Raw genomic sequence first — 14,118 nt, forward strand, 5'->3', positions numbered from 1 at the left:
GGACAATACCCCTTGGCGAGAGCAAACAGCCTGATCAAGACAGTTGCTCCCACAGGTCCATTGTGGGAGCCGGCGTTGCCGGCGATGGCCGCGCAGCGGCCTAGTAGTTGCCAGCGCCCCTTCGAAAGTGCGACGCACTCGACCAACGGCGCTACTCGCGCCCGCGCATGAAGAACCCCGCCACGTACTTGCGGAAGGTATCCAGGCTCTTGAAGTCGGCATAACGCTTGAACGTTTCACCCTCTGGCTCCGGCCCCAGCGGCTGCTCGGTCAGCGACACCGACAGCACCCGGTCCTGGTCGGAGCTGAGCACCAGTGCATCCATGCCCTGACCACCCAGCACCGGCCGGCGCATGATCACCTTGACGCCCTTGCTGGCCATCCAGTCAATCAGCGAGATGAGCATCTTCAACGGCTCTCGCTCTTCATCGCGATACACCGGAAACAGCTGCCCGCGGGACAACACCGGCACGCTGGCGACATGAATCAGCTCATAGAAATGACTGCCGGCACTGGCCGGCGAGTAGATCGCCAGGGCCAGCAACGGCCCCGGGGTTTTGCTGCCGCCCCAGAGCAGGTGATGGCCCTGGAAGTCGAAGCCGTCTTCACTGCGGTCGTTGAACACCTTGCGCGCCTTGACCTGGCTGACGCAGTCGAGCAGCAGGCCATGCCGGCGATGGTTGCCAAAGGCCGTGGACTCACGCAAGCGCCCCTTGAGCATCATCATGTGCTTCATGTCCAGGCGGGTTTCCAGGTAGTTGCTGGCCGGCACCCGCTCGATCAAGGGGTAACGGCTGGCCACCCCGCGCAATTCGGCGAACTGCCCGGTGAGGTCTTTTTTCAGGTGTGTGGCGTAGACATTCAGGCCACTGGCCTCGATCAGGGTCAGCAGCAGCGACAGCAGCCGGTGCTGTTCGCGTTTGTCGCCACTGCCTGCGGATTCGCCTGCGCCATCGCTGGCACGCTTGAAATCGCCGATCAGGCGCAACGGCGCGTCGGGCGCGAGCCAGGCCGCCGGTGGCGAATCGTTGTCGCTGTCGCGGCTGCCACTTTCACGCTCATCCTTGATGAACGCGCAGTCTGGCGCGTGCTCGGCCGTGCCCGGGTTGTTCTTGAGGAACAGGGTGCCGGTGTTGCCATTGAGGTTGACGTTGAGCACCGGCATTGCCCTGGGCTGGCAATCGCAGGCCAGCCAGTGGCCGGCGGCGCGCACCTTCATCAACAGCTGGTTGGCCTGCAACAGGCGTGGGCCCTCAAGACTACCCTGGACAAAGCCACGCAACAGCTCGTCTTCAGCAGGGGTGAGGGTGCGCACCAGCGCGATGTTTTTTTCGATGATTCGCATGGACAATCCTGGCCAGCCTTCCTTTGCCTGCCACCTTAATGCAAAGCCCGGCTGGCGAACATGCCCGCCAGCCGAACCAAGCGCTGCTTACTGGCCGCCAAACAGCTTGGCGGCGCGGGCGCGGATCTCTTCCACGGTGAGGTCTTCCTGGTGGGTGGAGACGAACCACAGGTTGCCGAACGGGTCTTTCAAGGTGCCGCTACGGTCGCCGTAGAACTGGTCTTTGACTTCAGTGACCTGGGTGGCACCGGCGGCGAGGGCCTGGGCATAGGTGGCATCGGCATTTTCGACATACAGGTGCAGGCCGATGGCGGTGCCATTGAGCGATTGGCTGCTGGTCAGCCCGCCAGACTGCTCGCACGGGTCGGCGAGCATCAGCGAGGAGTCGCCGATTTTAAGCTCGGCATGGCCGACGCGCCCGTCCGGGCTGTCGAGGCGGAACATCTCGATCGCACCGAAGGCCTTCTTGTAGAAATCGATGGCCTTGGCGGCATCCTTGATGCCCAGGTAGGGGGTAATGCTGTGTTGTCCTTCGGGGATTGGTTTGACTGCCATTTTATTGATCCTCCTTTAAAGCGCCGCAGGGGAATGGCGCGAAACTGTATATTTATACAGTTTCGGCGATTCGGCAAATCAAAATTCACAGCGCTGGACAGAAGGTCGTCAGAAAATGTAATCGGTGGTCAGGAAGCTCGACTCGCGGTTGCGGATGATGTCGCTGATCAGTTGCTTGTTGCTCTCCTGGAACCTGGTCGCCACCAGCGTGCGAATGGAGAACACGCGCAGTGCGTCGTGCACCGACAGGGTGCCTTCGGCCGAGTTCTTGCGCCCGTTGAACGGGTAGGTGTCCGGGCCGCGCTGGCACTGGGCATTGAGGTTGATACGGCCGACCTGGTTGGCGAAGGTATCGACCAGCATGCCGACTTCAGCCGAGTTGCTGCCGAAGATGCTCAGCTGCTGGCCGAAGTCGGAATCGAGCACATAGTCGATCACCGTCTGCAGGTCGCGATAAGGCACCACCGGCACCAGCGGGCCGAACTGCTCTTCATGGTACACGCGCATCTGCGCATTCACCGGGTACAGCAGGGCGGGGTAGAAGAACGAGCCACGGCTGGCGCCACCGCCTTCATTGATGACTTTTGCACCCTTGTCGACGGCATCGGCCACCAGGCCGTTGAGGTAGTCGATCTTGCCCGCTTCCGGCAGCGGCGTCAGGGCCACGCCCGGCTCCCAGGGCATGCCCGGCTTGAGCGCGGCCAGCTTGCGCTGGAACTTGTCGAGAAAGCTTGCGACCACGTCTTCATGGACGAAGAGAATCTTCAGCGCCGTGCAGCGCTGGCCGTTGAACGACAGGGCGCCGGTGACCGCCTCGTTCACCGCGTTGTCGAGGTCGACCTCGGGCAGCACGATCCCCGGGTTCTTGGCATCCAGGCCGAGGGCGGCGCGCAGGCGGTGCGGGCGCGGGTGGAGTTTTTTCAGGTCGCTGGCGGCCTTGTTGGTGCCGATGAAGGCGAACACATCGATCTTGCCGCTGGCCATCAGCGCACTGACGGTCTCGCGGCCACGGCCATAGATGACGTTGATCACCCCGGCCGGGAAACTGTCGCGAAAGGCCTCAAGCAGCGGACGGATCAGCAGCACGCCGAACTTGGCCGGCTTGAACACCACGGTGTTGCCCATGATCAGCGCCGGGATCAGGGTGGTGAAGGTTTCGTTCAGCGGGTAGTTGTAGGGGCCCATGCACAAGGCCACGCCCAGCGGCGCGCGGCGGATCTGGCCGAGGGTGTCCTGCTCCAGTTCGAAGCGGCTGGAACGGCGGTCCAGCTCCTTGAGCGCACCGATGGTGTCGACGATGTAGTCACAGGTGCGGTCGAACTCTTTTTCCGAATCCTTGAGGTTCTTGCCGATTTCCCACATCAGCAGCTTGACCACCGCCTCGCGCTGTTCGCGCATCTTGCCCAGGAAGGTCTCGACATGCTGGATGCGTTCGGCCACCCGCATCGTCGGCCAGGCGCCACGGCCTTTGTCGTAGGCATGTACGGCGGCGTCCAGGGCGGTGAGGGCGGTATCGGCGTCCAGCAGCGGCGTATTGCCGAGGGTCACCTGGCGCTCTTCGTTACCTTCCTTGAGCCACACCGGGCTGCGCACCGTGGCCAGGGGCCCGTCCCATTGCTGCAACTGGCCGTTGACCAGGTACTCGCGTTGCACCAGCGGTTCACCCAGGCGGTACGCCTCGGGGATCTCGTTGGCAGTGGGAAACAGCGAATCGAGCAGACGGTCCATGGGCGCAGCACCTCTTTTTCTGTAATGGGTGAAACGTTTCAGTCCGAGCATAACGCCAGGGCGCTAAAAAAAGCCAGCCTCGCTCAACATTGCGCCCAAGGCGCCGATAAAGCAGTAATCCGATGCGAATAACGGACCCATGAGCACAAGAACCCTCGCCCTTGATGACAATCTGGTCCTGCCAAAGAACCTGCGCACCACCCTCAATCGCCTGCTGCCGGTAGGTTTTGCCCTGATCGGTATCGGCCTGTCGGTGGTGCTCGGGCGTCTGGACGTGCAGCGCCAGGAAGCCGAAGTGATCGCCAATGCCAGCGCGCGCCTGTCCGGTGTGCGCGCCAGTATCGAAGCGCAATTGCGCTCGGCGTTCGGTGAGACCGAGGGCATTGCCCAACTGCTGAGCGCCGACGGCGAAATCAGCCCCGAGCATTTTCACGACATGGCCCGCCAGGCCATCGCCTCGGTGCCGCACATCCGGCATATCTCCCTGGCCCCGGGCGATGTGATCGCCGACGTCTACCCGCTGCACGGCAACCAGAGCGTGCTGGGCATGGACTACCGTCAGTTGCCGGACCAATACCCGCTGCTGCAGCGCGCCCGCGACAACTACAGCCCGGTGCTGGCCGGCCCGGTGCAACTGTTCCAGGGCGGGCGCGGGCTGATCTACCGGCGCCCGGTGTTCCTCAAGGGCCACAAGGGCGTGCAGCTGTACTGGGGCAATGTCTCGATCGTCGCCGATATCGACCGTTTGCTCAGTACCGCCGGGCTCGACCTCGACCCGGGCTTCGAGCTGGCCCTGCGCGGCGCCGACGGCCAGGGTTCGATCGGCGGCATGATCTGGGGCGACCCGAAGCTGTTCGAGCAGCACCCGGTCACCGTCAACGTCGACGTCCCCGGCGGGCTCTGGCAACTGGCGGCCAGCCCCCTGGGCGGCTGGCCATCGATGAGCCTGTTTGCCTCGCCGTTGTTCCTGTTTGCCCTGACCTGCACCGGCCTGTTCAGCGTGTTCGTCGCCCAGCTCAACCGCAGCAACCACCTGATCAACCTGCGTAACCGTGAACTCAAGCTGTCCCAGGCGCAACTGGAGCGCCTGGCGCATTTCGATGCGATCACCGGCTTGCCCAACCGCCTGCGCTTTCATCAGCAACTGCTCGATGAAATCAACCAGGGCCAGCGCCTGGCGGTGCTGGTGCTGGATATCGACGGCTTCAAGCAGGTCAATGACAGCCTCGGCCATGCCATGGGCGACCTGCTGCTGCAGCAGGCCACGGCGCGCTTCATGCAGATCATCGAACCGCAGGATTGCCTGTGCCGGCTGGGCGGCGATGAATTTGCCTTTGTTTTCAAAGGGCCGGATGGCCGGTGCATCGAGCGCATCCAGGCGTTGCTGCAAACCCTGCAGTTGCCCTTCGACCTCAAGGGCAACGCTGCCCTGGTCACCGGCAGCATTGGCCTGGCCTGGTGCCCGGAACACGGCCAGAGCGCCGACCGCCTGCTGCGCCATGCCGACACCGCGATGTACGCGGCCAAGGAGAGCGGGCGCAACGCCTACCGCCTGTACCAGCCGGAGATGACCCAGCGCCTGCAGCAGCGCCTGGACCTGGAACACAACCTGCGCCGTGCGCTGAAGCACAACGAATTCGAGCTCTGGTACCAACCCAAGATCGACCTGTTCAGCGGCCGTGTCGAAGGCGCCGAAGCGCTGCTGCGCTGGCGTGATCCAGAGCACGGGCTGGTATCGCCAGCGCAGTTCATCCCCCTGGCCGAACGCACGGGGCTGATCATCCCCTTGGGGGAGAAAGTGCTGGATCTGGCCTGCGCGCAGATCGCCGCCTGGCGCGCCGCCGAGCGCCTGCCCGGGCCGGTGGCAATCAACGTCGCGGCCCTGCAGATCGAGCGCAGCGACTATGTTGCCAGCCTCAAGCGCAGCCTCAAACGCTACGACCTGGCGCCAACCCTGCTGGAAGTCGAAATCACCGAAAGCCTGCTGATGGAAAGCCAGCAGCATGCCTGCGCGGTGCTGGCGCAGTTGCAGGAACTGGGCGTGACCACGGCGGTGGACGACTTCGGCACCGGTTACTCGTCACTGGCCTACCTGAAGATGCTGCCGATCGACCACCTGAAGATCGACCGCGCCTTCATCAAGGATTTGCCCGAAGACGACGATGGCGCGGCGATTACCCGGGCGATCATCGACCTGGGCCATGCCCTGGGCTTCAAGATCACCGCGGAGGGCATCGAGACCGCCGAACAATATGCCTTTTTGCGCAACGCTGGCTGCGACCAGGGCCAGGGTTTCTGGATGGGCCGGCCGATGCCGGTGGCTGAATTCGACAGCTGGCTGGAAACAAAAGTAGCGGATAAAGGCATTTTGACTCGGTGAATTTAAGATTGTCGAATTTCGGCTGAGATGTGATAGCAGATCGCTTGGCTTTTCCTATACTCGGTGAACATGCCACTGGGGTGGAGTAAAAAAATGCGACGCGACGGAACATCAACCCTAAATTCTTACGATGCGATTCAAATATTGAATGACCAAGGCTTATGCCTAAGCGCTATAAGTTCTTTATGTAGATATAACGATTCGAAAGGGAAGCTCTCTGAGCAAGAGGTCGAGATTCTTCGTGTTGAAGCCGAGTTGCAATTCGCTAGGTTGCAAGAGTTCTACCTAAGAAAATTGGGCGGATACGCTTTCGTTCGTCATTGACTCGCTTCGTGGCGCCTAATTTGGCTGAAATGTCTGTGCTCACAGGTGACGGCGTTACTGCTGTTAGTAGATAGAGGACTTCCTAGATTTACTTGAAAATTCGCCCGTCAAGCCTTTTTAAGCTAGTTCAAATGGTTCCTAGGATTTATCCTACGCGCTCTGTCGCCTTCAGTCGCTTGCTTGGGCTAAATGTTCAAACTAGGCTCGCTCGGTCACTAAATTTTTGGTGATCGGGTTTGGCGACCCGGGATCTATATGCAGATATGTCCCTGAAGAAAGGCGGGCGTTTTCATGCCCGTATGTCTTTTATGGTGGCTGTACGCGGGAGGGCTTAGGCCCTGCCGGGGTTTCCTGCGTTGATCCGGTTCGCCAACCCGCGTACAGCTGCCACCTAATCTCGTTTGGCGACGAGTTCGTGGTAGCTCCACTCAACCAGGAGCCTATCGATGAAAAAGCCAGTACCCGACCCACCATCACTTCATCTTGTCGAAACCATAGAAACCAGTGTCAATAGTTGTCCAGATCATCCACCACTTTTCAATGTTCGAGCTGGTGTGTGTGCAGAGGATGCATTAGTTCATGCGCTCCTTTACCTGAAATGTGCAAGCGCGACAATCTCGCAGGCTGCTCAGCATACCGGTGAGGCAGGGCGTGCTTTTGTATGGTCTTCGCAGCACTCTGTTGAAATGGCCAGCGCGCTCATGGACGCCTTGCTAGATGGAGTCGAAGCTCGACAGCTCCAGGTCTGAGCCATAGCTGAAAGCGGGTACGAATTAGATCCTGCTCTATTGGATAAAATCACTCGCTTTCAGTAACCGGACCTATTGACAGGGGAATCGACAGCCCAGTCAGCGCAACGGCTATGCGCTGACTGCTTACACTCAAGCATCCTAAGATGGTGCCAGCATATTTCTTTCCACAGTAAGCACACTATACCCAACCCGCGGCACCCCCCCCAACCGCTGCTCCACCAACGCCTTCAACGACTCCCCACTCCCCAAATACGCATCACCAAAATCATGCCCGCCCAACGCACTCGGGTGCGCCACCACCTCCAGCAATCCTTCAGCCGGCGCCAACCCCGCCCTTAGATCCGCCGGCGTACACACATAATCCGCCGTCGCCCCCGCCAACTGCTTCAACCGTCGATTAAGCAACGTCTTGAACACCCGCTTCAGCGGCCCGATGTTGTGCCCAAGGTTGCGCGCCAACCTCACCGCCACGCCTTCACGCGCCGCAAACCGGGCGACGATTACGCCAATGGGCCAGATGTTGTGCACGTGCTGGTGCGAGTCCAGGTGGCTGGGCGTCAGGCCCTGGTTCAGGCAGTGCTGCCACTGCGCCTGCAATTCCTGCTCGACGGCCTCGCGCTCGGCCCGGCTCAGGCGCAGGGTGCGCTGTTTCAGGCGCAGGTCGAATTCGCCATTGGGCGCGCAGAAGCGCGGCTGCTTACCGATGGCTTCGCTCAAGGGCCGGCCATAGGTGAGGTTGAAGTGCAGGCCGATGCGCCCGCGCAAGGCCGGCAACTGCGCCAGGCTGCACGCCGCGCTGAACGCCGGCATATTGGCCATGGCCGTGGCCGAGCTGATCAGCCCGGCCTGGAAGGCATGCAGGATGACGGCGTTGGTGTGGGCGCTGAGGCCGAAGTCGTCAGCGTTGACTATGACCTGTGAGGGCATCCGGGTTCTCCTGTGGCGAGTCGGGCTCGGCGGTTGCGTCCGAGGGTGGGCGGCGCAGGCGCTGCAGCTGCGGCTTGAAGCGTTGCCACAGGCGCACGGCCAGGCCCAGGGCCAGGCCGCTGGGGCGCCAGCTGTAGAAGCTTTGGCGGTGGTGTTCGAGGGTGCCGGTCATGCGTTCGTGCAGTTGGTGGCTGGAGTTGTTCAGGCTCACCCGCGAGGCGTCGACCCATTCCCAACCGTCGTCCAGGCCCCAGTGAATCCATTCCTCCAGCAGCACGCGGCCACTGCCAAGTTCGGCATGGGCGGGGACGAAGGCGAGGTTGTAGTCGTACACCCGGCCGCGCTCGAACACGCCCAGGCGGTAGCTGATGCAACGGCCATCGAGCTCCAGCAGCACCAGGCGCACCAGGCCCTGGGCCGCCAGGGCGGTGAAGGCCTGGTACATCCATTGGCGGCGCAGGCGCCCGGAAAAGATGCCGACGTCGTCGTCGCCTTTCCAGCTGATGTGTTCCACGGCGCTGACGGCATCGAGCAGTGCGCTGATGGTCTCGGCGTCGGGCGTCACCCGGCGCACCTGGGCGCCGCAGGCGGCAATGCGCTTGCGTGCGCGGCGCAGTTTGTAGCGCGGGTCGCCGCTGATTTCCTGGCGGTCTTCAGGGGCGATGCGGTGCACCGGTACCCGGCAGCTCAGGCGCTGTTGATGGGTGGAGCTGCGCCGTGCCCAACGGCTCAGCAGCGTGTGGGTCGCCGAGCCTTCGGGCACTTCGTCCAGTTGCAGCAAGGCGTGGGGCAGGTGCGCGCGGATCGCCCGCAGTACCGGCGCGGCAGCCTTGGCGGGCAGGTCGCAGAGCAGGGCGATGCGGTCACTGAGCGGATACCCCAGGTGGCGTACCACCGGTACCGTCAGTGGGCCGAAGCGCTCGTTGCTGCGGATCAGCGGCAGGCACAGGCACAGCCGGCCCTGATCGCGGCCAACCAGTACCTGCAACTGTTGCCCGACTGCCAGCGCCGCTTCGGCCGCCTGCATCCAGCCCAGGTGGTTGAACGGTGTGCTGTCGGCCAGTCGCTGGCGCAGCTGCTCGTACTCGGCGGCGGGGAAGTCCGCCGCCGCCAACGACGGGTACCACTGCAGTTCAAGGCTCATGGGCTCAGGTCACCGTGGCCGGGGCCGGGCTGGCTTCAGGTTTGCGCAGGGGCTCCAGGCGCGACTCGCTGTAGCGCGTTTCGCGGAAGAACTTCCAGCGCCCGAACAGGCAGTACACGTGCATGATCCGCCCCTGTTCCTGATAGCCCATGCGCAGGTGCAGTTTCAGCGCCGGGATGTTGTGGCTCTCGCACACGTCGACCACGGTGTCGCAACCCTGGGCGGCCATGGCCTTCCACAGTTCCAGCTGCAAATCGACCGAGAGCAGGGTGCCCCAGTATTTGCGCGTCAGCTCGCCACCAAATTCGAAAAACTGCCCGGGTTCCACCGGGAACCAGCAGCCGTAGAAGTGGCGGTCGTGGTAATGGCGCTGGCTGCCCCAGATAAAGGCCACGGTGTCGCCGGCGTCATCGAGAAACATCAACCCGGTGTGGCCTTCGACGGCCAGTTCGCGCATCGTCTCGATGCGGTCGCCGAAGTGTTTGGCAAAGGCTCGCACGTTGTGCACGGTGATGGTTTCGATGCGCAGCGCCGGGTAGGGTCTGAGTTTGTGCGGTGGCACGGGGCTGACCAGGTCGCGTTCCATCCACAGCAGTTCCCAGTGGTAGAACAGGTAACGCTTGACCCCGGCGTTAAGGGTATTGCGCAGTCCTTTGCGCTTTATACGGTCCTGGATTTTGCTCAAAGCACTCATGGTGCCTCCTGTTTCCGGCAGGTGAGGTGCGCGCTCATGACGCGCTCCAGGTCAGGGCGAACAGGGTTTGCCCCGGCAGTTGAAAGTGGATGCGGCCTTGCTCGCAGGCGAACGGCGCGCTGCGGGTCTTGTTGTCCGGGCCGAAGAAGCTCAGCGCGCCTTGCGGGCAGGCTTGCTCGGTGGCCAGGCTCACCTGCTGCAGGCGCTCGCCCTTGTTCACCCCCAGCAGGCTGCGCTGCTTGCCGCGGGCCATGGCCAGGGCGTCGACTTCGAAGGCGTCGTTGTCCAGGGCCAGCACCTGGTCCAGCCAGTGCTGCTGGATGAACTGCTGGGCCAGGCCCACCGGCTTGAGCTCAAAGCGGTTCTCGCCGAGCACCCGGACCATGCCTTTGGGCCACTCGGGTTCGTCGGCGACGTGGAACCAGTTGAGCATGTCGAGCAGGCCGTCCTGGGAGGCGTTGATCACCACCGAGGTCCACCACAGGGCGGTGAAGTGGGTTTCCTGGTCGTAGGGGCTCAGGCTCGAACCGCTGGAAAGGTTGGTCTGGTCGAGCAGCAGGGCCTTGTTTGGCCGGCCCTGGGCGTTGAGGCCGACCAGGTTGGCCGCCTGGCGCACCGAATCGCGGTAGCTGCGGGTGGCCAGCAGGTCGCGGACCATCCATTCGTGCCAGGCCAGGGCGTCGATCTGGCTGCCATGCTCCTTGAGCAGGCGCCGCGCCCAGTCCAGGCCGATGCGTTTTTCGCTGCTGCCGTGCAGGGGGCCATTGACCAGCCGGGAGCTGGCCGGCATGGCGATGCGCACCCCGGCTTCGCGGGCGCCGGGGCTGCGTTGCACGCGCTCGGCCATGGCCTGGAAGTAGCGGCTGAAGGTCGGGTAGTCGCTGTAGTTGAGGTTGGGCTCGTCGGCGAAGGCCAGGTAGTGCAGGGTGCTGCCGCCCAGCTTGCGGGTGGTGTTCAGCCAGTCGTCGAGGCCGTCGTGGCTGGTGCGGTCGGCGGCCAGTACCGATTCGCGGCCGGTGCCGGCCAGCAGGGTGATGTCCTGTTTGATGGTGTAGCGTTGCTGGTAAAAGCTGCGGAATGCCGTTTCGTACCCCGGCTTGCGCGCGAGCAGGTCGGCAAAGCTGTAGTAGCCGGCGGCTTGCGGCTGCAGTGCATCGAGCACGGCGTAGCTGGACGGCGGCGGCAGCACATAGGGCAGGTTGACGCCCAGGTCCGGGGTGCGGCCCAGCACCGTGTGGCCGAGGGTTAGCGCGACCTTGCCGTCGCTGTTGTGCAGCGGCCGCAGTTGCCCGGGCTGCTGGGCGAACAGGTTGGCGCTGCCGTCGAGCCAGAACGCCACCTTGCCGCGCCCTTGCAGTTGCAGGCGGAAGGTCTGCTCTTTACTCGACTGCGGTAGCGTCAGGCGATCGAACTGCCAGTAGGCGGGGTAGGGCTTGAGCGCCAGGCTCAGCTGTTGAGCATCGCCCAGGCGCTGCACCTGCAGGCCGCGCACGCCGCCGTGGTACTTGCCGGCCAGGCTGGCTTTCTCGCCCGCGGGCACTTTGAAGTACAGCTCGACATTGGGCCCAACCTCGGCGCTGAAATGCACCTTGGCCGGGGCGAACAGGGCGCGGGTGCTGTCGGCGTGCTCGATGCGGTAACGGCGGAAGCTGTAGCCGGGGATTTCCAGCTGGTAGTCGCTGTTGCTCGCCGCCAGTGGCCACTGCACCCGGCCACGGGGTTCATCGGCCTTGATCGGGCGATCGGTCTGCAACTGGCCCTGGCCATTGAGCAGGAAGATGTGTTCGGGGTTGGCGTCGGCCTGCCAGGCCGGTTGCCAACTGACCGTCACGGTGTCGGCCTTGGCCGCCTGCAGGTACAGGCTGCCGTCGCGAATGTCGCCCCATTGCAAGGGCGCAGCCTGCAGCGTGGCACTGAGCACCAGGGTGGCGAACACCAGGCCGGCGCGTTTCATGCCGGCCGCCGTTGCAGCATCTGCCGCAGGGGCGCCAGGTCGCTGGGCAGTACCAGCAAGGTTTGCCAGAACGGCACGCCGCTAAGTTTGCAGTACAGCAGCAACATCGCCAGGGTCACCGCCAGGTAGGCAATGGACGAGGCCATGGCGGCGCCGACGATGCCGTAGACGGGAATCAGCAGCACGTTGAGCACCAGGTTCAATGCCGCACCCAGGCCCATCAGCAGCGATACCGTGCCGGGGCGGTTCTTGCCCAGCAGGTCGAGGCGCAGGATGCTCGCGTAGCACAGGCCGAACAGCCCGGGCAGCAAGGCCAGCAAGGCCGGGTAGGCCGGCTGGTATTCGGCGCCGAACAGGGTGACGATCAGCCACTCGCCGATCAGCGCCATGCTCAGGCAGGCGCCGAGCATCACCGTGGCGGTCAGGCGCAGGGCCAGCGGGGTCAGTTTGTCCATGCCGGCGTCCTGCTGCAGCAGGCGTTTCATCAAGGGCGTGGTCACCGCTTCGGGGACGATCAGCAACAGTTCGGCGGCAGCGCTGGCCATGGCGTAATGGCCCAGCGCCGCACTGCCGAGCATGGCGCTGATGAACAGGTAGTCCGAACGCAGGATCACTTGCTGGAACAACAGGTCCGGATGGCTCTTGGCACTGTAGGAGAGCAGCTCGCGCTGGCCGCTGCGGTCCCAGCACAGGCGGATTGCATGTTGCCGGCCGAGCCAGTACAGGCCCAGCAGCACCACCAGGCTCAGGCCCAGCAGCCAGCTGATCAGCGCCGCTTCCAGCGCCGCGTTCTGCCACATCCAGAACATCCCGACAAACAGCAGCAGCGGCACCAGCGACTCGGTCAGGCGCAAGGCGTTGAAGGCGCCAACGCCGCCGGTGGCGTTGTGCAGGGTCAGCAGGCCGCTTTTGAGCACCGTCAGCGGCACCGCCAGCAGCAACAGCCAGGCCAGCAGGCCGAGCTGGGTGGTCACTTCAAGTTCGTTGCCGAACGCCCGGGCCAGGGCCACACAGATCAGGGTCAGGGCGCCGGCCACCAGGCAGCCGTAGATCAGCACCTGGCTGAGCAGCAGGCCCATGCTGCGCTGCTTGGCCGCCTGGTAACCGACGGCTGTATTGAGGCCGCCGCTGGTGGCGGCGCTGATCAGGTCGGGCAGGGTGCTGAGCAGGGCGAACAGGCCACGCTCGCTAGGGCCGAGAATGCGCGCCAGCAGCACGTTGCGCATCAGCCGCAGGGCGATCATCGCCAGGCGCGTGCCCATGCTCAGCAGCAGGTGGCGAACATAGTGGCTGCGGCTCATGGGCGGCCCCCGCGGCTGATGCGCCAGGCCAGCAAGGAAGGCCGGCTGGCGGTGCGCTGGCTGACGCTGATGCGCGGCAGGGCCAGGGGGTCGTCATGGCCCTGGCAGATCCCGGCGCGGGTGCTCAGGGCAAACGGGTACCGGTGCGCGGCCAGGCGTTCGCGCACCCGCGCATCGTGGTCGCCATTGGGGTAGCAGTACACCGGCAGCGGTTGTTTGCAGCCTTGTTGCAGGGCGTAGTGGCTGCGGCTCAGTTCTTCTTCCAGGCGCTGGTCGTCCAGGCCTGGCAGCAGCGCGTGGCTGGCGCCGTGGGGGCCGAAGCTGATCAGCCCGGAGTTCTCCAGGTGACGCACCTGGTTCCAGTCCAGGGCCTGGGGCAGGGATTCGGCCGGGCAGGCATCGGTGAGGTGATGCAGGGCCATGGGGCTCAGGGTTTTCAGGCTTTGCAGGTATTTGCCCAGGGCCTGGCTGCGGGCATGGGACCGATCGCTCATGAAGTAGGCGGCCGGCAGCGGCCGGCCGATCTTGCGCAATTGCTCGATCAACGCCCGGCGCGATGTTTCGCCGTGGCTGCCCCAGAGGGTTTCGCCCAGGCTTTCCCACCAGAAGCGCTGGCGGCTGCCGATGTAGTCGGTGGACAAAAAGATGCTCGCCGGCACCTGGTATTGCTGCAGCAGCGGGAAGGCATTGAGGGCATTGTCGCGCCAGCCGTCGTCGAAGGTCAGGGCGACCTTGGGCCGGCCGCCGTTGCGCGGCTGCTCGTGGGTTTTCAGCAGGTCCATCAGGTGCACGCAGTCAAAGTGGCGTTGCAGCCAGCGCAGCAAACGCTCGAAGGCCTGGGGGCCGACGCACAGTTCGTTGCGATGGGGCAGGGCGGCGCTGCTGTCGTCGGCCAGCACCCGGTGCAACATGAGGATTACGCCGGCGCCGCGCAACTGGCTGCGACCCTTGGGCGAGTTGAGGTAAAACCAACCGCTGGCACGCTTGATACTGGTTTTTATCGGCATGTCAGGT

At 63.8% G+C, this 14,118-nt stretch carries 11 protein-coding genes; 2 read left to right on the forward strand and 9 right to left on the reverse strand.

The window, feature by feature from the left end; all coding sequences use genetic code 11:
* Nucleotides 1–151: 151 nt before the first annotated feature.
* The 3 genes from ABM562_RS16965 to ABM562_RS16975 all read right to left on the reverse strand — a co-directional run bounded on the left by ABM562_RS16965 (nt 152) and on the right by ABM562_RS16975 (nt 3,628).
* Nucleotides 152–1,345 (reverse strand): hypothetical protein, encoded by a 1,194-nt coding sequence (locus ABM562_RS16965; protein WP_115086504.1) that lies wholly within the window; start codon nt 1,343–1,345, stop codon nt 152–154.
* Nucleotides 1,346–1,432: 87 nt separating this feature from the next.
* Nucleotides 1,433–1,900 (reverse strand): VOC family protein, encoded by a 468-nt coding sequence (locus ABM562_RS16970; protein ID WP_460422702.1) that lies wholly within the window; start codon nt 1,898–1,900, stop codon nt 1,433–1,435.
* Between the two features lie 108 nt (nt 1,901–2,008).
* Entirely contained in the window at nt 2,009–3,628 is a 1,620-nt protein-coding gene (locus tag ABM562_RS16975; protein ID WP_115086506.1) for an NADP-dependent glyceraldehyde-3-phosphate dehydrogenase, read from the reverse strand.
* Between the two features lie 139 nt (nt 3,629–3,767).
* On the opposite strand from ABM562_RS16975, the gene ABM562_RS16980 reads away from it, so the two are divergent.
* Both ABM562_RS16980 and ABM562_RS16985 read left to right on the forward strand, forming a co-directional pair.
* Complete coding sequence (locus tag ABM562_RS16980) at nt 3,768–6,008, forward strand: putative bifunctional diguanylate cyclase/phosphodiesterase (protein ID WP_115086507.1); 2,241 nt, start codon at nt 3,768–3,770, stop codon at nt 6,006–6,008.
* A 770-nt stretch (nt 6,009–6,778) separates the two neighbouring features.
* The gene (locus tag ABM562_RS16985) at nt 6,779–7,081 is read left to right on the forward strand and encodes a DUF6124 family protein (RefSeq protein ID WP_115086508.1); all 303 of its coding nucleotides are present in this window, start codon (nt 6,779–6,781) and stop codon (nt 7,079–7,081) included.
* A 141-nt stretch (nt 7,082–7,222) separates the two neighbouring features.
* Here the strand turns inward: ABM562_RS16985 and ABM562_RS16990 are convergent, their stop codons facing one another.
* From ABM562_RS16990 to ABM562_RS17015, 6 genes are read right to left on the reverse strand one after another with little or no spacing between them, the layout of a single operon-like run.
* Complete coding sequence (locus ABM562_RS16990) at nt 7,223–8,011, reverse strand: carbohydrate deacetylase (RefSeq protein ID WP_460422704.1); 789 nt, start codon at nt 8,009–8,011, stop codon at nt 7,223–7,225.
* Nucleotides 7,983–9,155 (reverse strand): GNAT family N-acetyltransferase, encoded by a 1,173-nt coding sequence (locus tag ABM562_RS16995; RefSeq protein WP_460422706.1) that lies wholly within the window; start codon nt 9,153–9,155, stop codon nt 7,983–7,985. Before ABM562_RS16995 ends, ABM562_RS16990 begins: the two co-directional genes overlap by 29 nt.
* Before the next feature lie 4 nt (nt 9,156–9,159).
* On the reverse strand, nt 9,160–9,849 hold the full coding sequence (locus ABM562_RS17000) for a GNAT family N-acetyltransferase (protein ID WP_115086511.1): 690 nt from the start codon (nt 9,847–9,849) through the stop codon (nt 9,160–9,162).
* Between the two features lie 34 nt (nt 9,850–9,883).
* Entirely contained in the window at nt 9,884–11,803 is a 1,920-nt protein-coding gene (locus ABM562_RS17005) for a hypothetical protein (RefSeq protein ID WP_460422708.1), read from the reverse strand.
* Nucleotides 11,800–13,104, reverse strand: a complete 1,305-nt coding sequence (locus ABM562_RS17010; RefSeq protein WP_115086513.1) for a lipopolysaccharide biosynthesis protein — start codon at nt 13,102–13,104, stop codon at nt 11,800–11,802. The genes ABM562_RS17005 and ABM562_RS17010 overlap by 4 nt, the downstream gene beginning before the upstream one ends.
* The gene (locus tag ABM562_RS17015; RefSeq protein ID WP_115086514.1) at nt 13,101–14,111 is read right to left on the reverse strand and encodes a polysaccharide deacetylase family protein; all 1,011 of its coding nucleotides are present in this window, start codon (nt 14,109–14,111) and stop codon (nt 13,101–13,103) included. Before ABM562_RS17015 ends, ABM562_RS17010 begins: the two co-directional genes overlap by 4 nt.
* Nucleotides 14,112–14,118: the final 7 nt, after the last annotated feature.

The organism is Pseudomonas sp. ZL2 (genome assembly GCF_054788455.1).

Excerpts from the sequence above, each read along its gene's own strand:
- ABM562_RS16980 (WP_115086507.1), top strand. The coding sequence starts at position 3,768 with ATGAGCACAAGAACCCTCGCCCTTGATGACAATCTGGTCCTGCCAAAG.
- ABM562_RS17000 (WP_115086511.1), bottom strand. The coding sequence starts at position 9,849 with ATGAGTGCTTTGAGCAAAATCCAGGACCGTATAAAGCGCAAAGGACTG.
- ABM562_RS16965 (WP_115086504.1), bottom strand. The coding sequence starts at position 1,345 with ATGCGAATCATCGAAAAAAACATCGCGCTGGTGCGCACCCTCACCCCT.
- ABM562_RS16985 (WP_115086508.1), top strand. The coding sequence starts at position 6,779 with ATGAAAAAGCCAGTACCCGACCCACCATCACTTCATCTTGTCGAAACC.
- ABM562_RS16995 (WP_460422706.1), bottom strand. The coding sequence starts at position 9,155 with ATGAGCCTTGAACTGCAGTGGTACCCGTCGTTGGCGGCGGCGGACTTC.
- ABM562_RS16990 (WP_460422704.1), bottom strand. The coding sequence starts at position 8,011 with ATGCCCTCACAGGTCATAGTCAACGCTGACGACTTCGGCCTCAGCGCC.
- ABM562_RS16970 (WP_460422702.1), bottom strand. The coding sequence starts at position 1,900 with ATGGCAGTCAAACCAATCCCCGAAGGACAACACAGCATTACCCCCTAC.
- ABM562_RS17005 (WP_460422708.1), bottom strand. The coding sequence starts at position 11,803 with ATGAAACGCGCCGGCCTGGTGTTCGCCACCCTGGTGCTCAGTGCCACG.
- ABM562_RS17010 (WP_115086513.1), bottom strand. The coding sequence starts at position 13,104 with ATGAGCCGCAGCCACTATGTTCGCCACCTGCTGCTGAGCATGGGCACG.
- ABM562_RS16975 (WP_115086506.1), bottom strand. The coding sequence starts at position 3,628 with ATGGACCGTCTGCTCGATTCGCTGTTTCCCACTGCCAACGAGATCCCC.
- ABM562_RS17015 (WP_115086514.1), bottom strand. The coding sequence starts at position 14,111 with ATGCCGATAAAAACCAGTATCAAGCGTGCCAGCGGTTGGTTTTACCTC.